Origin of the sequence: Aeromonas veronii (assembly GCF_040215105.1) — a bacterium.
In the GTDB taxonomy this organism is placed as follows: Bacteria; Pseudomonadota; Gammaproteobacteria; order Enterobacterales; family Aeromonadaceae; genus Aeromonas; species Aeromonas veronii_G.
This window is the reverse complement of the sequence record NZ_CP157875.1, coordinates 1,055,757-1,072,824: the sequence shown is the minus strand read 5'-3', so window position 1 is coordinate 1,072,824 and position 17,068 is coordinate 1,055,757. Positions and strand designations below refer to the sequence as shown.

Annotated in this window: 17 protein-coding genes; 10 read left to right on the top strand and 7 right to left on the bottom strand. The window is 59.3% G+C overall.

Annotated elements, in window-relative coordinates:
* Positions 1 to 125 precede the first annotated feature (125 nt).
* Both dapD and ABNP46_RS05145 read left to right on the top strand, forming a co-directional pair.
* Entirely contained in the window at positions 126 to 953 is an 828-nt protein-coding gene (gene dapD / locus ABNP46_RS05150) for a 2,3,4,5-tetrahydropyridine-2,6-dicarboxylate N-succinyltransferase (protein ID WP_349921356.1), read from the top strand.
* Between the two features lie 126 nt (positions 954 to 1,079).
* Positions 1,080 to 1,463, top strand: a complete 384-nt coding sequence (locus tag ABNP46_RS05145; RefSeq protein ID WP_349921355.1) for a DUF3461 family protein — start codon at positions 1,080 to 1,082, stop codon at positions 1,461 to 1,463.
* 248 nt (positions 1,464 to 1,711) lie between these two features.
* On the opposite strand, the gene ptsG is transcribed toward ABNP46_RS05145, so the two are convergent.
* From ptsG to ABNP46_RS05115, 6 genes are all read right to left on the bottom strand, one after another.
* Positions 1,712 to 3,145 carry a PTS glucose transporter subunit IIBC gene (gene ptsG / locus ABNP46_RS05140; RefSeq protein WP_349921354.1) on the bottom strand — a complete coding sequence of 478 codons (1,434 nt, stop codon included), beginning with the start codon at positions 3,143 to 3,145 and terminating at the stop codon, positions 1,712 to 1,714.
* Between the two features lie 428 nt (positions 3,146 to 3,573).
* Positions 3,574 to 4,554, bottom strand: coding sequence for a MalM family protein (locus ABNP46_RS05135; protein ID WP_349921353.1), 981 nt, complete (start codon positions 4,552 to 4,554; stop codon positions 3,574 to 3,576).
* Positions 4,555 to 4,644: 90 nt separating this feature from the next.
* Complete coding sequence (locus tag ABNP46_RS05130) at positions 4,645 to 5,955, bottom strand: maltoporin (RefSeq protein ID WP_349921352.1); 1,311 nt, start codon at positions 5,953 to 5,955, stop codon at positions 4,645 to 4,647.
* Between the two features lie 522 nt (positions 5,956 to 6,477).
* The gene (locus tag ABNP46_RS05125) at positions 6,478 to 6,918 is read right to left on the bottom strand and encodes a flavodoxin (protein WP_349921351.1); all 441 of its coding nucleotides are present in this window, start codon (positions 6,916 to 6,918) and stop codon (positions 6,478 to 6,480) included.
* Positions 6,919 to 7,103: 185 nt separating this feature from the next.
* Positions 7,104 to 7,850 carry a tRNA pseudouridine(65) synthase TruC gene (gene truC / locus ABNP46_RS05120; protein WP_349921350.1) on the bottom strand — a complete coding sequence of 249 codons (747 nt, stop codon included), beginning with the start codon at positions 7,848 to 7,850 and terminating at the stop codon, positions 7,104 to 7,106.
* A 95-nt stretch (positions 7,851 to 7,945) separates the two neighbouring features.
* A complete protein-coding gene (locus tag ABNP46_RS05115) occupies positions 7,946 to 8,281 on the bottom strand; it encodes a YqcC family protein (protein ID WP_349921349.1) in 336 nt (111 codons plus the stop codon).
* A 190-nt stretch (positions 8,282 to 8,471) separates the two neighbouring features.
* Between ABNP46_RS05115 and ABNP46_RS05110 the strand changes: the two genes are divergently transcribed.
* From ABNP46_RS05110 to ABNP46_RS05090, 5 genes are all read left to right on the top strand, one after another.
* Complete coding sequence (locus tag ABNP46_RS05110) at positions 8,472 to 9,512, top strand: DUF3549 family protein (protein WP_349921348.1); 1,041 nt, start codon at positions 8,472 to 8,474, stop codon at positions 9,510 to 9,512.
* A gap of 95 nt (positions 9,513 to 9,607) precedes the next feature.
* Positions 9,608 to 9,904: a DUF3301 domain-containing protein gene (locus ABNP46_RS05105; RefSeq protein ID WP_349921347.1), complete on the top strand. Its 297-nt coding sequence runs from the start codon at positions 9,608 to 9,610 to the stop codon at positions 9,902 to 9,904.
* A gap of 80 nt (positions 9,905 to 9,984) precedes the next feature.
* The gene (locus ABNP46_RS05100) at positions 9,985 to 10,221 is read left to right on the top strand and encodes a DUF2789 domain-containing protein (RefSeq protein ID WP_349921346.1); all 237 of its coding nucleotides are present in this window, start codon (positions 9,985 to 9,987) and stop codon (positions 10,219 to 10,221) included.
* Between the two features lie 107 nt (positions 10,222 to 10,328).
* Positions 10,329 to 10,619, top strand: coding sequence for a hypothetical protein (locus ABNP46_RS05095; protein ID WP_349921345.1), 291 nt, complete (start codon positions 10,329 to 10,331; stop codon positions 10,617 to 10,619).
* Positions 10,620 to 10,626: 7 nt separating this feature from the next.
* The gene (locus ABNP46_RS05090; RefSeq protein ID WP_349921344.1) at positions 10,627 to 11,412 is read left to right on the top strand and encodes a Zn-ribbon-containing protein; all 786 of its coding nucleotides are present in this window, start codon (positions 10,627 to 10,629) and stop codon (positions 11,410 to 11,412) included.
* A 75-nt stretch (positions 11,413 to 11,487) separates the two neighbouring features.
* Here the strand turns inward: ABNP46_RS05090 and syd are convergent, their stop codons facing one another.
* Complete coding sequence (gene syd / locus ABNP46_RS05085) at positions 11,488 to 12,036, bottom strand: SecY-interacting protein (protein ID WP_349921343.1); 549 nt, start codon at positions 12,034 to 12,036, stop codon at positions 11,488 to 11,490.
* Positions 12,037 to 12,126: 90 nt separating this feature from the next.
* On the opposite strand from syd, the gene queF reads away from it, so the two are divergent.
* The 3 genes from queF (at position 12,127) to ABNP46_RS05070 (ending at position 17,048) form a co-directional block, all read left to right on the top strand.
* Positions 12,127 to 12,978, top strand: a complete 852-nt coding sequence (queF, locus tag ABNP46_RS05080) for an NADPH-dependent 7-cyano-7-deazaguanine reductase QueF (protein WP_349921342.1) — start codon at positions 12,127 to 12,129, stop codon at positions 12,976 to 12,978.
* A 115-nt stretch (positions 12,979 to 13,093) separates the two neighbouring features.
* A complete protein-coding gene (locus tag ABNP46_RS05075) occupies positions 13,094 to 15,364 on the top strand; it encodes a hypothetical protein (RefSeq protein WP_349921340.1) in 2,271 nt (756 codons plus the stop codon).
* 82 nt (positions 15,365 to 15,446) lie between these two features.
* Positions 15,447 to 17,048, top strand: coding sequence for a GGDEF domain-containing protein (locus tag ABNP46_RS05070; RefSeq protein ID WP_349921339.1), 1,602 nt, complete (start codon positions 15,447 to 15,449; stop codon positions 17,046 to 17,048).
* Positions 17,049 to 17,068: the final 20 nt, after the last annotated feature.

The window sequence follows — 17,068 nt, the reverse complement described above, 5'->3', positions numbered from 1 at the left end:
AGAACAAGCCCTTGAGCAAGCAACGCACAATAAATCGCCGCTCTCTCGAAGAAATCGGCCGGGCCCCTTAAAAACAATTGGAAAAATGTGATACAACAAACGGAATTTTTTAAAGGAAACCTGTCATGACCGAGTTGCAACAGACCATAGAAGCGGCCTTCGAGCGCCGTGACACCATCACTCCCGGCTCCGTCGATGCCACCACCAAGAGCGCCATTCTGGAGGCCATCGAGCTGCTGGACACCGGCAAGGCCCGGGTCGCCGAGAAGATCGCCGGCGAGTGGGTGGTTCACCAGTGGCTGAAGAAGGCGGTACTGCTCTACTTCCGCATCAATGACAACGGCATCATCAAGGGTGACGACGCCCAGTACTACGACAAGGTTCCCCTCAAGTTCTCCGACTACAGCGCCGAGCAGTTCAAGGCGGCCGGGGTGCGCGTGGTGCCGCCGGCGACCGCCCGCAAAGGCTCCTTCATCGCCCCCAACACCGTGCTGATGCCCTCCTACGTCAACATCGGCGCCTTCGTCGATGAAGGCACCATGGTCGATACCTGGGCCACCGTCGGCTCCTGCGCCCAGATCGGCAAGAACGTCCACCTCTCCGGCGGCGTCGGCATCGGCGGCGTGCTGGAGCCGCTGCAGGCCAACCCGACCATCATCGAGGACAACTGCTTCATCGGTGCCCGCTCCGAAGTCGTGGAAGGCGTGATCGTCGAGGAAGGCTCCGTCATCTCCATGGGCGTCTTCATCGGCCAGTCCACCCGCATCTATGACCGCGAAACCGGCGAGATCCACTACGGCCGCGTGCCGGCGGGTTCCGTGGTGGTCTCCGGCTCCCTGCCCTCCAAGTGCGGCAAGTACAGCCTGTACGCTGCCGTCATCGTCAAGAAGGTGGATGCCAAGACCCGCGCTAAGGTCGGCATCAACGCCCTGCTGCGCTCCATCGACGAGTAAGCAGCCTTGGCTGGATAAAAAGGCGCCTAATGGCGCCTTTTTTGTTTTGGCGCCCCTGTCACAGGCAAGCCATGGCGACTCGGTTAAGATAGATGGGTCAGGAACGTTTCAAATCGAGGAAGCCCGATGTACGAGAATCTGAAGAGCCTTGGGATCCAGGATCCCGCCTCTGTCGACAGCTACACCCTGCGCCAGGAAGCCAACCACGATATCCTCAAGATCTACTTCAAGAAGCAGAAGGGCGAATTCTTCGCCAAGAGTGTCAAGTTCAAGTATCCGCGCCAGCGCAAGACCATCCTCATCGATTCGGGTACCCATGAGTACAAGGATGTCACCGAGATCAACGCCAACCTCAAATACGTGGTAGATGAGCTGGACAACCTGACCCAGGGGCTGCATGTCCAGGCAGATCCGGACATCAAACAGAAGATTTTGCGCGATCTGCGCCACCTGGAGAAAGTGGTGCAGAACAAGATCAGCGAGATAGAGCGGGATCTGGAGAAGCTGTAAGCACTGCTCCATCGCAAAAAGAGCGCCATCAGGCGCTTTTTTTATTGCCATAGGCAGTGTTAATCACCGCCACAGAAAAGATAGGCAGTCAAACAATCTGAAAAAGATGAACGACCAGGTCTCACGAATGGCAGTCCAGGCCTTGTCGATGCCGGGGAAGCCATCCCCCTCGCGACATGGCCGGATCCCGCCCAGCAAAAAGGGAGGCTTGCGCCTCCCTTTTCGGAACTCTTGATGTCAGGCAAGGATTAGTTGCTCTTCATCCAGATGTCCATTTCGGTTTTCAGGTTGTCGGACTTGGTACCGAAGATGGCCTGGACACCGGAGCCAGCCACTACCACACCGGCGGCGCCCAGCTTCTTCAGACCTGCCTGGTCAACCTTGGCCACGTCCTTCACACCGACACGCAGACGGGTGATGCAGGCGTCCAGGGAGGCGATGTTCTCTTTGCCACCGAAGGCGGTCACCAGGGCGGCAGACATCTCGTCCTTGCTCTGGGCGGCAGTGGATTCCTGCGCGGTTTCGTCTTCACGGCCCGGCGTCTTCAGGTTCATGGCACGGATGACCACGGTGAAGACCACGTAGTAGAGGACGGCGTAGACCAGACCCAGACCCACCAGCAGCAGCATGTTATCGGCACGGGGGGATTGCACCACGAAGTCGATGAAGCCGTTGGAGAAGGTGTGACCGTGTACGATCCCCAGGGAGTTGGTCAGCACATAGGCCAGACCCGCCAGCAGGGCGTGGATGGCGTACAGTACCGGCGCCACGAACAGGAAGGAGAACTCGATAGGCTCGGTGATACCGGTCAGGAAAGAGGTCAGGGCGGCAGAAGCCATGATACCGACGATCTTGGCGCGGTTTTCCGGCTTGGCACTGTGCGCGATGGCAAAGGCAGCAGCAGGCAGACCGAACATCTTGAACAGGTAACCACCAGCCAGCTGGCCGAAGCCGTTACCGGCAGCACGGGAAGCGTCATCGGCGGTCAGGAAGCAGGTCATGATGCCGTGTACAGTTTCGCCAGCGGCGTTGACACAGGTACCGGCCTGATAGAAGAACGGCACGTTCCAGATGTGGTGCAGACCGAACGGGATCAGGGAGCGCTCAACCACGCCGTAGATACCGAAGGCCAGTACCGGGTTCTGGTTGGCAGCCCAGTCGGAGAAAGCACCGATGGCGCCCCCTACCGGCGGCCAGATCACGGACAGGATCACGCCCAGACCGATGGAAACGAAACCGGTGATGATGGGCACGGCACGTTTACCGGCGAAGAAGCCCAAATACTCTGGCAGCTGGATCTTGTAGAAGCGGTTGAACGCCCAGGCGGCGACGCCACCGGCGAGGATACCACCCAGTACACCGGTATCGATGCTCTCGACACCCATCACAGGGGCCATGACCTTCAGGGTGGCGACCATGATGCCGTAGCCGACGATGGCGGACAGACCGGATACACCGTCGTTATTGGTGAAGCCAAGGGCCACACCCACGGCGAACAGCAGCGCCATCTGACCGAATACGGAACCACCGGCTTGCTCCATCAACTGGGATACAATTTCCGGCAACCAGCTGAAGTGGGCAGCCCCCACCCCCAGCAGAATACCTGCAACAGGCAGGACGGATACGGGCAGCATCAGCGCCTTACCGACCTTTTGCAGATTAGAGAAAGCATTTTTTAACATGTGTGCGCTCCTGAATGGATTTGTTTCCGTACACGATCCAGCCAATTTATAGGTGACAGCGTTCGTCATCTGACCTTGTACTGAATTCGACCGGGTTTGCTTATTTTGACCAGCTGAATATAACCCAGCGATATCGGAATTTCTTCCATCAGGCAGAGGGGAATAATGAATTTGGAGGAGAGATCACAAGATATTACGAGAGGGCGAATCATCTAATTTTCAGAATATAATTCCGCATCTTTATAGTATTACGGATAAATATGAAGTGCTGTTTCCTATTGTATTTTAGAGAATCCCATTAATACATAAAGAAACTCAATGTAACCATTCGTAACGCATTGCTATTTTCTATGATCTAGTCTAGCGATTAAAAAGGCCTCCAACAAGGAGGCCTCACATAAATATTATCGCGGACAAAATGCGGTTATTTAGTTCTTTTGCGAACGCTTCACCGCATCGATAAAGACCGACTTCGCCTTGGTCGAACCGGCCCGTTCGGCCTCGCTCACCAGTTGCATCGCCTTGTCGATATCACCGGCCTTGACCGCCTTCTCGATCTGGCTGTTGTAGAAGGTTTCGGTCTCGCTCAGCATGGCGGGAGCCGGTTTGCTGGGGGCGGCCACCACGGCAGCGGTCGTGGCCGTTGCCGCCGTCGCCACCACGGCGGTGGTAGCCGGTTTGGCCTTACTCATCTCCACCTTGTCGGCATATTCGGGCTTGAAGACGGCCTCGAGGCCCTGATCCTTGGCCATGTCGACGGTCTTGATCTGTACCAGGCCCCAGGGCGAGTGCGGGATGACGGGGTCGGCAATATCCGGCTCGACGGTGTGATTGGCACGGGCAAAGGCCTTGGCCGGGTGCAGTATAGTGGTGCTGCCGGCGAGCTCAGTGGCCGGGGCATAAACCACCATGTAGGCTTCGCTTGCGGGGTTGCCCGGCATGCTGCGATCGACGAACACCCGACCTTCGATGCGATCGTTGTCAAGCAGGTGGGCCGGTTGGTAACTGAACACAGATTCACCCAGCACGCGGGTGACCTTGAATTGGGAGTCCAGCATGATCACCTTGGGGATCAGCACCGTCTTGCTGACCTGGGAGGCGAGCGTGATGGCCAGGTTGCCGGTGTTGATCGGCAGACGATAGGCGGCAAAGTAGCTCATGCCCTCGTCAAACTGATAACTGGGCTGCTTGCCATCGATGGCCAGCAGCGTGTCTCCCTCTGGCAGGGCGACATAGTTGAATTCGTTGAATCCTTTGCAGCAGCTGGTCGCCTGGGCGAGCACCTGTTTGGCCTCATCGGCATTACTCAGGATGGACGCATGCTCTTGCACGGGGACTACCATGCTACCGGAACAACCGGCCAACAGCGCGGTAACCACGGCCGCGATAGACATCTTTACCAGTTTCATTCTTCTTATCTCCATAACCCGATGGCCATATCCGACGAAACAAAACTGCCCCCAGAAGGGGGCAGTGACTAACTTAACTTAAAGAACGGCTTACCACCAAGCTTCTGCTTGAACACCCACTTGCCAGGTATCCTTGGAGGTGTTGCCTTCGAAGACTTCATTGTCTTCGGTGTTTTCCAGGTAGGAGGCGAACACACGGATCTCCGGACGGGCCCAGAAGCTGGCGCCAGCAGACCAGGCCTGAGCCAGGGTCAGCTTGTAGCCACCGTCTTTGTCAGACGCAGCACCATTGGTGTAGCTGGTCTTGTCCTTGAAGTAGCCGCCTTCGAAGATGGTCTTGTTGAAGTCATCCCACTTGTACATCGGGCGCACGACGGCGGAGAAGGTCTCGGCCTTGTCGTTGCCATCCCACATCTCGTTGCCTACCCCGTAGACCAATTGGTGACCCATCTCCCAGGAGTTGCCCATCGGGATAACGCCCCAGTTGATGATACGGTAGCCATCGGCACCGTCTTTGGCTTCGGCACCGTACCAGGAGCCATCACCGTAGTAGGCCATGGTCTTGGAGTAGCCTTCGGTACCGTACTGCAGCACGGTCTTGTTGAAGCCACCGAAGATGCCCTGGGTCAGCTCGGCAGTCAGCATGACGCCGTCTTTCATGTTGTCGTTTTTCAGCTCTTTCTGGGCGTCGGTCTCGTTGACCATGGCGTACATGACGCCCACTTCCAGAGAGCCGTCTTGCCACAGCGGGATGCCGGCATAGCGCGCATCAAAGGTGTTGACGTTCAGATCTTCATTCTTCTGGTACACACCCGGGCTGGTCTGGGTGTACTGACCGAATACATCGGCCGCGCTGCGGTCGTTGCGAACCCAAGCCAGGGAGATCTTGCCAGGACCGGCCTGGATGCCTTCGATACCGGCGCCGGCACCGGAGATGTTCCAGTAGTAGAAGTCAGAGATGTGAATGTCGTGACGTTGGTAGTAACGCTTACCGGCCCAGAGGGTCGCTTCCGGTGCAAAGCCCAGCAGGCCCTTGGCCTGGACGTTGAACTGGCGCAGGGCAAAGTCGGAGTCACCGTTGCACTGTTTGGCGTCGAAGTTACAGACGGTACCGGTACCTTCCCAGTCATTAGAACCGTTGGAAGACATGGCGAACATGGAATCTACGTAGAAAGTCTTGCCGTCCTTATTGAAGACTTCCTGACCCAATTGCACTTCACCGTAGGTGTCGTTTTCGTTACCCAGACGACCTACTTTGTTGACGTTGTATTTAACCATGTCCCCGTCACCGGAAACACCGACACCTGAACGGAAGTAGCCGTGGAAATCAACGGCGAAGGCGGCTTGGGAAGCCAGGGCAGCGGTTACTGCTGCTGCAATCGGGAGCCACTTTGCTTTCATTTTCATTTTCCTTATTCCCGCTGGGAGTGTGATCCTGAATATTCAAGTTCTTATCACCGTAAAAACGTTTTGGTGATAACCGGGGTCGATTATAAGTAGCCAATTTCGCGACAAACATGAGCTGATTCACAAAATGCTGACAAATCGCTCGCCCGAGACCCTAGCAGCAAAAAAACATAAAAAAACAGAGAAACCAAGCAATGCATCACCACAAAAAGTGAAATAAAAGAAAAAACACACCCTTGAAATCGATTTCAAATATTAATTCTCGATGACAATTAAGTCATCAAATGCCAACTCCGTTGCAAAAACATGACTGAAATCGCTTTCAATGGGGAACTTTTAATTTTCTGATTTGTCGCCGTGCCGATTAATAACGAGGATAAGCAGGTCGTTTTTCAGGGAAAAAATAACCTGACAAGTTGAGGGATATATTTGAAGAGAAGGTTAAGTGAGTCCCAAAATAACGATCCCCCGGGATGGTTCCACGGGGGATAATTTCCAACGGCCGAGAGAGAGAAATTAAAGCCTGTCTTCCCAGGTTTTCAGCCAGGCCAAGGCTGCGACTTCGGGTTCATCTTCCACCGTCGCATCGATCTCCAGCCTGGGTACCAGGGCCTCGGCCGCCAGCTCCTGCAGCAGTTCATCCAGCTTGCGACCCGCCCCGCAAAAATGCTCGTAGCTGCTGTCCCCCATGGCGATGAGGGCATAACGCCACCCCTTCATATAAGGGGCGCCATCGCTCAGGGCACTGGCAAAAGATTGCAGATTGGGGGGGATGTCCCCCTGCCCCGTGGTCGCGGTGACAACCAGCAAGAAACGAGAGGCATCGATGTCGGCCAGCTCGGCCTCATCGAACAGATGACAAACATGGCCCTTGGCCTGCAGATGGTCGCTCAGGGTTTCGGCCACCAGCATGGCCGAACCGTAGACGGAGCCGACCAGGATATCGATCTCGGCCATCAGCGCACCTCCCCATGGGGTGAGTGAGACAGGCAGGCGGGCACGCGGGGAGCACAGGCCTTGGCAACAGGCCGGGCGTAGGGGGTAACTGGCAGGGTATCTTGTTGAATCATCACCTGTTCCTCTGACTGACGTGGCCTACAGCATGCCACAGCCCGGCCAGAGGCAACAGATGATAACGGGGGTCAGAGGGCGTAGTCGCTCTCGCTGGCGGGCCAGCCCAGCTTGGCAAACAGCTCCAGCACTTGCGGCCCGAGCGGCGCCTGGATCCGCATCGGCACCTTGAGCACAGGGTGCTCGAAGCTCAAGCGATGGGCCACCAGCAGCAGGCGATCACAGCCATAGTGCTCGCGGAAGAAGCGATTGTGGCGGCCGTCGCCATGAGTGGTATCACCGACGATGGGGTGGAACAGGTGATCCAGATGGCGACGCAGCTGATGCTTGCGCCCCGTCTTGGGGAAGAGCCGCACTAGGCTGTAGCGACTGGTGGGGTGCTTCTTGGAGACGGCATGGGGCAGCTCCACCTGATGGAGACGGCGAAACTCCGTCACCGCCTCCTGGGCCGGGCGATCGGGATCGCTCATGGCGTCGGCTATTTTGTCCAGCTGCTCCTTGAGCGGGTAATCGATGAGCCCCTGCTCCGGCGCCCAGCCACGTACCAGCGCCAGGTACTCCTTCTGCACACGGCGAGCGGCGAAGGCCGAGGTCAATGTACGGGCCACCGCAGGATCCAGAGCAAACAGCAGCACCCCGGAGGTGGGTCTGTCCAGCCGGTGCACCGGGTAGACATGGCGCCCGCCGATGAGATCCCGGGTCATCTGCATGGCGAAGCGGGTCTCGGCCTTGTCGAGCCAGCTGCGATGCACCAGCAGACCGGACGGCTTGTTCACCGCCACCAGCCAGTCATCCTGATAGAGCAGGGTTAACTTCATAAAAACACCACCAAATGGCAATAACTCGATACGTTATATTGGCATGGAGCTGTGAAGCCGGATCTCGTCGCGATGCGCCACACCGGCCATCAGCCTCATTGCTCCACTATCTTGCCGGAGAGCAGCAGATCGAAGCGGCCGATGAGACGCAGCAGCCCCTCCACCTCGGCCAGCTCCTCTTTATAAACTTCGCTCGCCATGGGGTAGAGGGAGATGCTGGTCGGCAGCGGTGCCTGCAGCATCACCAGCTGTTCCATGCGCGGGATCAGCACGAACTGCAGCCACTGATCAAAGCTCAGGGTATCGACGCAAAACGGCAGCTCGCTGGCGAGGGCGTCACTCCCCGGGTGTTCCGCTTGCCAGCGCTCAAGGCGCTGCAACTCGGCGGTCAGTTCTCCCAACAGTCCGGCTACCAGCAGATATTGACTCATCTCGACCTCCTCTTCATCGCGGGGCCCACCCGACCAGGGGGCCACACTCATCAAACATGCCTATCAAAAAGGGGCGCTACTATACACCGCCCCTCCCCCGGCTGCCACGGCCCCGTCATGTTCACCCCGGGTTGGCTATCGGGTGCGGCCTCCTTATAATCGCCGACATCACTCTCTGCCGGATCCCCTCATGTCTGCCACTCCCCCCAGCATCAACACGCTGACCGAATTCCTGACCCAGGCCAACACCCAGTTCCAGCTGTTCGACATGGGCCGCCAGGTGCGCCCGCTGGCGAGCGATCACTTCTCGCGCATCGAGCAGCAACAGGAGCCCTACCCCTGGCCCTTGCAGCAACACGCCTGGCTCGCCGTGCACTTCTTCCAGCCGGATGAAGCCAGACACTATCTCTGGTTCCTCAAGTTTGCCCTCGATGAGCGCGGCCTGCTCATGGCCGCCGGTCCCAAGCACTTCATGGATCAGGTGGTCGAGACCCTGGGTTACAAGCTGACCGGTGAGCTGGACGAGGAGAAAGCCGAGCGGCTGGCCGAGAACCCCTACACCTTCCGCCCGGCCGAAGCCAAAATGGCGAGCCTGCACGCCAAGCTGGCCCGTCAGCTGGAGCAGGCTCCCTCCACCTACTTTGATGCCCTTTGCCACTATCTGGCGGCGCCCGGAGAAGAAGGCTGGCAGAGCCTGGGGCTGCAAGGCTTCGCCGATCTGGCCGAACGCCTGCAGGATGAGCGCAACCTCGCGCTGGTGTGCAAGGCGCTGCCCAGATTGCCCGATGCCCCGCTCTATGCCTTGTGTCAAAGTCTGGAGAACGCTCCCCTGCCCCCGGCGCTGCAAGGGGCCCTGCTCGAGCGGATTGGCAAGGAGCAGGAGTGCGCGGCCCCCAATGCCGAAACCCTGGCCTACCTGTGCCGGGCGCTCGCCGCCTGCAATGGCAACAGTCTGCGTACCAACAAGCTGCTGACCCTGCTGCAAACCCAGCCGAGCCCGGCCCTGCTGCTCGCCATCGCCGGTCGACTCTGGCCCGATCTGGCCAGCCCGGCGCTGCTGAGTCTGTTCCTAGAGCAGCTCGCGCTGCAGCCCACCCAGTTTTTCAATCAGGTCTTTGCCGAGCTGGTCACCCTGCCGGCCCTGCGAAATGATATGCTGGCCAGGCTGCGTGATCCCGAGCGTAGCGACGCGCTCGGTCAGGCCATCGGTCGGCTGTTCGCCTCGGCCTAGGGCCGCGAGTTTACCGGCATGATCGCCAGGCGCCCCCAACGGGTCGCCTGGGCGATCGGCCATCACAGATGATGTTCAGCACAAGGAACCCGCTGATGGGAGAAATGCTCGGAATCCTGCTCCTGCTGCTTGCCGGTGGCGCCTTCTGGCAACAGCGCCGTCAGGCAGAAATTGCCTGGCAATACATGAGACGCTACTGCCAGCACCACGATCTGCAGTTGCTCTCTCTGGCCCGCAGCCACAGGGCGCTGGGGCACAAGCCGCTGCGTCTGCTCACCTATTACCAGTTCGAGTTCTCAAGCGATGGCGAGAGCCACTATCAGGGCCAGCTCTGCATGCAGGGGCTGCACGTGGTCGGGGTCGAACTGCCGCCCCATCGCATACCGTCCTGACTCCCAATGCAGGGCGGCGCCTGCCCACGGGGCGTGCCAGTCTGGCTATAATTTCGAAAATCCCGCCAAGGAGAGACGAAATGGAACTGCTGACCCACGACATGGCCGCCCTCTTCGCCCAGCTCGGCCTTGCCAATGACGAGATGAGCCTGCACCGCTTCATCCGCGAGCACAGCCTGGACAACCAGACCCTGCTGCCCGAGGCCAGCTTCTGGAACCCGGCCCAGGCCGGTTTCCTGCGCGATGCCCTCTGGCATGATTCGGACTGGTCGGAAGCCATCGACCAACTGGATGTGATGCTGCGCCAGCCAAATTAACGCAGCCCCATCGCGCCTGCTTTCCTGATGGGCAGGCTTTGTTTAAGCTCTCTCCTCTTTAATCCCGCAGCAAGACGACCCCCGTCAGGTCGCAGTGAGAAAACCAGATGTCAGCCCAAGAGATCATCCGCATTGCCAACGAGCTGAACGCCAAGGGGATCACCCCCTCCACCGCCATGGTCAAGGCGCGCCTCAGCCAGCCCGTGCCCATGGCCGAGCTGCTCAAGGTGTTGAGCCAGTGGAAGCAGCAGCCGCAGACGGTCGAACCGGCCGCCGAGCCCGCGGCGGCGCAGCCCCAACCCGATGGGATCAACCTGCAAGCCCTGAGCGATCAGCTCAACCGCCTCGAACAAAAAGTCGATCGCCTGACCGCCCTGCTGTTGCAGCGCGCTGAATAAGGCTGCCATGTACATCCTCGAACTGCATTTCGAATGCTATCGCGACACCTCCCTCGGTGAGGCCGAAGCCGCCATCGTCAATTATCTCGACATGTTGCGCTACCAGGGCCAGATCCTGGGGCGGGAGTTTCCCACCAGCATGCAGGAGGGCTGCTTCATCAGCCGGGTGGTCTGCCCGGAGCAGGACAGCCTGCACCCTGACAACCAGAGCGAACAGGTCGCCCTGGCCGAACAGGGCCTGCACCAGGCCGGGCTGCTGGCCCCCAAGGTACAGTTGCAGGGCATGGACTTGCTCTCAGACAGCACGGACCCCTGTGGCCAGGATGGTGAGCGGCCCAGCTGGATGCTGCTCTATACCAGTTTCCTGCACAGTTGCTCGCCCCTGCGCTGCGGTGACCACTTCGCCCCCATCCCACTTTATCGTCTGCCCGCCATCGCCAACGGCGATCACAAGCAGATCATCAAGTGGCAGGAAGACTGGGAGGCCTGCGACCAGTTGCAGATGAATGGCTCCATCGCCGAACACGCCGCCCTGCACGAGATTGGCGAGGTGGGAAGCCGACTGCACCGCCGTGGCAGCGATCTGGTCAGACGGCTGGAAGCCCTCTCCGGCATCCCGACCTACTACTACCTCTATCGGGTCGGCGGTCTGAGTGCCGAGGAGGAGCGTCGTCGCCCCTGCCCTGGCTGCGGTGGCGACTGGACACTCGCCGCCCCCCTGCACGAGATCTTCGACTTCAAGTGCGATGGGTGCCGCCTCGTCTCCAATCTCTCCTGGGATTTCAAGGATTGACCCACGTTCGCTAATCCGCCGCGTCAAGACAGGAGGCCCTTGCCGGATGGCGAGGGTCTCCTGGTCAGTGACCGCTCACTGGGGCAGGGTTTCCAGCCGCGCCAGGAAGGCGGGCAGCGAGGGGGCCAGGGTCAGGCGGCGGCCGGAATCCAGCCACTCCAGCCACACCTGACCGGTTTCGTTGTCAAGCGACACCAGAGTCATCTCGTTGCGGGTCGTGGCGATAAAAAGCGACGGCGAGCGCTTCAATTTACGCAGCATCAGCAGGTGGCCGATGAGGTTTTCCTTGAGCAGATCCAGATCCGCTTCGTTCCAGGGCAGGATGAGCTCGATGCGCAGCCCCTTGTAGAGGCAAGGAAGAGGGCGGCTGAACCAGTGACCGAACAGGGCGATGGCGGCGGGATGCAGGGTCAATTCCAGCGCCTCGTTCATGGCGTCGAAGTCCGCCGGCTCAGGACGCTGCTGCGGGCGCCAGGCGACCTTGCCCTCCTTGGGGCCGTCCAGTTCGCAAGGGGAGCGCCAATCCGCCTCCCAGTCACACAGAGGCAACCCTCGTCTCGCCTCACCATCGCGTTGCCAGCGTAAAAAAAACTGCCCAAGGGCAGACAAGACTTGATCCGACATCGAAATCCCCCACAATAACGACCCCAAATAGCCGCGCTGAATGACCGAAAAATCCGGCTATTGCACCATCAAACTCCTGGGCAGACAAGCATGAGCAAACAAGAGAGATACGCAGGCGCCAGCGCGCTGCAGGGCCTGAGCCTGGGCCAGCAGGCGGCCTACATCAGCCAGTACACCCCGAGCCTGCTGCAACCCGTGCCCCGCAGCCTGAACCGTGACGACCTTGGCTTGGGTGAGGCGGACTTGCCCTTCGAGGGCTGCGACGTCTGGACCCTGTATGAGCTCTCCTGGCTCAATGCCAGGGGCAAGCCCGTGGTGGCCCTCGGCGAGGTCTCAGTCCCGGCCCAAAGCCCGAATCTTATCGAGTCCAAATCGTTCAAGCTCTACCTCAACTCTTTCAACCAGACCCGCTGCGACTCCATGGACGCGGTGCAGGCGATGCTGACCCGGGATCTGAGCGCCTGCGCCGGTGCGCCGGTTCAGGTCACCCTCTTCCCCCTGGACCAGGCGCCTCATCAGATAGCCAGCCTGCCCGGTGAGTGCATCGATGAGCAGGATATAACGATCGACCACTACGAGTTCGACGAGACCCTGCTGCAAGGGGCCGCAGGCAGCGAGATCGTCGAAGAGACGCTGCACAGCCACCTGCTCAAGTCCAACTGCCTGGTCACCAGCCAGCCGGACTGGGGCTCGCTGGTGATCCGCTACCACGGCCCGCGCCTTGATCGGGAGAAGCTGCTGCGCTACCTCATCTCGTTTCGCCAGCACAATGAATTCCACGAGCAGTGCATCGAGCGCATCTTCATGGATCTCAAGCACTTTTGCCGCCCGGATCAGTTGACCGTCTATGCCCGTTACACCCGCCGTGGCGGGCTCGACATCAACCCCTTCCGCAGCGACTGGGAGGCGGTTCCCGCCAACCTGCGGCTCATCCGCCAATGAGCGCCGGATGCATTCATGGAAGGGGTTTCTGATGCCTTTCGTCCCTCAGTAAATGGTGGACGCACAGGGGTCGGCTTGGATAACATGCCTGCACCCCTGTGCCGCTCTTAATCCAATGAATCAACTGTTTTTTCTGGCAATGATGATGACCTCCCTGTCGGCTCCGGATCTGGATCTGGCCAAGGAGCAATTGTCGATCGATCTGCAGCAGGCCCAGACCCTGGTGCTGACCGATCCCGCCAGATGCGTTCAGTTGGCCTCCTCCTTCCTCGAGCGCACCGCCAATAATCCCAAGCAGATCATCAGCAATCGTCAGGAATATGGCTATCGCGAGCCCATGCTGAATTACGGCACCGCCACCCAGGCAACCGGTGCCCACCTGCTGAAAGGAGAGTGTCTCGATCAGCTGGGAGAATACAAAGAGGCCCAGGCGTCCCTCGATCGAGGCATCGCCCTCGCCAAGAAAGAGCAGCAATTCGAGCTGGAGGCCCATGGCCTCTACCTCAAGATCCGCAGCCAGAACATGCTGCAGGGTTCCCACAACGCCAGCGCCATCCTGCTCGATGACCTGGACAAGCTGCTGACCAACCCCAGCCTCAAAGAGAGCCAGCTTCAGGTCTACAGCCGCCTGCTGCACATCAACGCCAGCATCGAGGGGCAAAGGTTCGACATCGCCAAGCAGCAGTTGGCCGATGCCAGGATCTGGGCCGAACAGGCACGCAACCCCCTCTCCCAGGCCTGGGTCAGCGCCGTCGGCGGCGATCTCTACCATGCCCTCAAGCAGCCCCAGCTCGCCCTCGGTGAATACATCGATGCCCAGCAACAGGCCAGGGGCGTGCAGGATCCCCTCTTCCTCGGCCTGCTGTCGAACCAGATGGTCAAGCTCTACCAGGAAGAGCAGGAGCCCCAGAAGGCGCTGCAGTACGCCAACGAGGCCGCCAACTACTTCCACGCCCTCGGCAACCCATCCCTGCTGAGCGATGCGCTGATCGTACTGGCCAGCCTCAACCGGGAACAGGGCGAGATGAACATGGCGCTGGTCTACTTCTTCAATGCGCTGGATCTGCTGGACGAGGGCAGCGATCGTACCCGTATCGCCCACCTCAAGTTCGAGATAGGCAAGACCTATCTGCAGACCGGCAACCTGACGCTGGCCCGCAACTATCTCAACGCCGCCCGCCAATCCCACGAGCTGGGAGATGACAAGTCATCCCTCATCGATACCCTGCTGCTGCTCGGTGAACTGCACCTCAAGCAAAAGGAGGCGGCCATCGCCATCCTGCAGTTGGAGAATGCCCTGAGCCTCGCCAATCGCACCGGCGACATCCGCCGCCAGCTGAATATTTTCCGCCTGCTGGCCATCGCCTATGAGCAGAAGGGCTACCTCAAGCAGGCACTGGGCAGCTACAAGCAGTACCACCAGCGCAGTGAACTGGTGCGTCAGCAGCAACTGGACTTGGAGCAGGAGGCGGTGCGTGACAACTATGCCCAGGTGGAGCGGGCCCAGCAGGTCAAGGAGCTGGAAAACAAGCTCGATGCCAGCGAACATCAGCAGGAGCGCTACCTCTGGTCCAGTGTCAGCACCGGCCTGCTGCTGGCGCTCTTCATCTATCTGTTCTTCACCCTCTGGCTCAAGCTTCGGGTCGCCCGCCTGAGGGCCAAGCAACTGGGGGAGGCGCTTCTGATCGAACCACGCAGCGGTCTTGCCAACTGGCAACGGCTGATGAGTCGCTGGCCGCGGGAGATGGCCAAGCGCCAGCAAAAATCCGAGCGTTGGTATTTAAGTGAACGTACCGACAGCGAATTTGATGACAAGCTGCATTATCTGCTGTTCCGGGTACCTTTCTTGGTCAGCGCTCTGGAACAGCACGGCTATCAGGTCAGCCGGGAGATAGAGCAGGCCTTCGGCGACTACGTCAACAAGCTGACGCCCCGGGACGGTCGGATCTACGACCTGCGCGAGGGGCATCTGCTCTATGTGGTGCCACAGCGCCACGTAGCCCATTTGCACCAGCTGGCCCAAGAGCTGCTGGCAAGCCTCGCCGCCTTCCCCTGCGACTACGAACTGGACAGGCACATCAGCCTTGGCATTGTCAGCCACCCCTTCCTCCCCAAGGCGGCGACGGCCCTCGATCATCACGGCCTGTTCGACCTCTGCTATCTGGCACTGTCCGGAGCCATGCAACTCAGTGAAAAACACCAGCAAAACGCCTGGTTGGAGCTGGCTGCCATCGATTGTCAGCAGGCCGCATTCTTTAATGGTGATGTGTGGCAATGCGGCTTGATGGCGATTGACAAGGGACTGGTAAAAGTAAATTCTTCTCATGAAAAGCAATGGGTTAACTGGCAAGCACTCACACGGACGAAAGTGCTGGATAATCCGTAAAAAAGGTACTCAACGGGGTCTTTCATTGGCTTACTGTTGCTGGACGACACAAAACGATAATGACAACAGGGCGACCTGAACAATGAATGATATCGCTGCCGTAACAGGACAACTGGCAAGACTCAGGGAATCCCTCCAGCAGAAACAGCAGGAGCTCGATGGCATGGCCTCGTTCTCCGATGCCGAACGAACCCGCGGCATCCAGTTTATCGGCAAATTGATGCAAGCCTGCCACGGCCACGATCGTGAACTGGACAACCGCCTCGCCAAGCTCAAGCAGAAACTGGATGGCAACCCTCCCCTCTCTTCACTCGATGGCGATCTGGCGCTCATCGAGAAGCTGCTGCAACAACACAGCAACGCGCTGGAGGAGTCCATCGGGCTGACCCTGTCCGCCATCGAACTCGGCAGCAAACAGCTCAAGCAGCTCAAGGGGTTCCCGGAAGAGAGCCGTCGCTCCCTCAAGGAGTTCTTGGCAAGCCCCAAGGGTTATGGCATCGGCGATCATCAGAAGAAGGTGATCCGCTTGCTGGAGTTCTACCAGCAGGCCATCAAGATCCAGCTGCTGCCTCGCCAGCCACTGCTCGCCCCGACCCAGGAGATGACCACCGAACTCTCCTCCCCCGAGGCGTCCGATCCCTTCGATGTGAAGGCCCATGCCCAGATTGCCGACGAGTTGCAGCGACTCATCACCGAACTCGACTTCGCCGGCGCCGTCGGCGAGAGCCTGGCAGACATTCGCCGCCAGTTGCTGAATGGCGTCACGCCGCAGTTGCTGGCGGAGATCTGTCTGCAGATCATCGAGCTCATCATCGAGGGCACCCGGGAGGAGCGCAAATCCTCCCAGACGTTCCTCAGCACCCTGAACGAAAGCCTCTCTTCGGTCCATTTCGGCTTCACCGAATCCCTGGACGAAGGGCGGGCCCTGCAAAATGCCTCCCATCTGAGCGGGCAGGCCCTGGAACGGGAGCTGACGGCCATCGATCAGACCCTGACCATCCATGACTCGCCGGCAGCCCTCAAGGGGGCCATTGGCGAGCACCTGGATACCATCCGCCGTCTGCAACAGGAAAGAGAGGCCATGGCAGGGCGCGAGCGCCACCTGCTGACCCATCTCTCCAACATGGAAGCCAAGTTGCGGCTGATGAAGGAGGAGACCGCCGAGTACAAGAAGCGGCTCACCATCCAGAAGCACAAGCTGTTCCTGGACAGCCTGACCCAGGTACACAACCGGGCGGCGCTGGATGAGCGGATCGAGCTCGAATACAAGCGCTGGCTGCGCTACGGCACCCCCTTGTGTCTGGCCATCATCGACATCGATCACTTCAAGAACATCAATGACAACTACGGCCACATGGCCGGTGACAAGGCATTGAAAGTGGTCGCCAAGGCGCTGCAGAAGGCCTTGCGGGACACCGACTTCATCGCCCGCTTCGGGGGGGAGGAGTTCGTGGTGCTGCTGCCGAACATCAATCCGGACAAGTACTTCAAACCCCTCGAGAACCTGCGCCAGACCGTCAAGAACATTCCGTTCCGATTCAGGGACACCCGGGTCGAGATCACCATCTCCATCGGTGCCACCCTGTTCCGCCCGGGTGATCACGCGACGGATGCGTTCGAGCGGGCCGACAAGGCACTCTACAGCTCCAAGCATTCGGGACGGGATCAGGTCAATCTGGCCTGAATCCGGCCTGACTGCCGGTC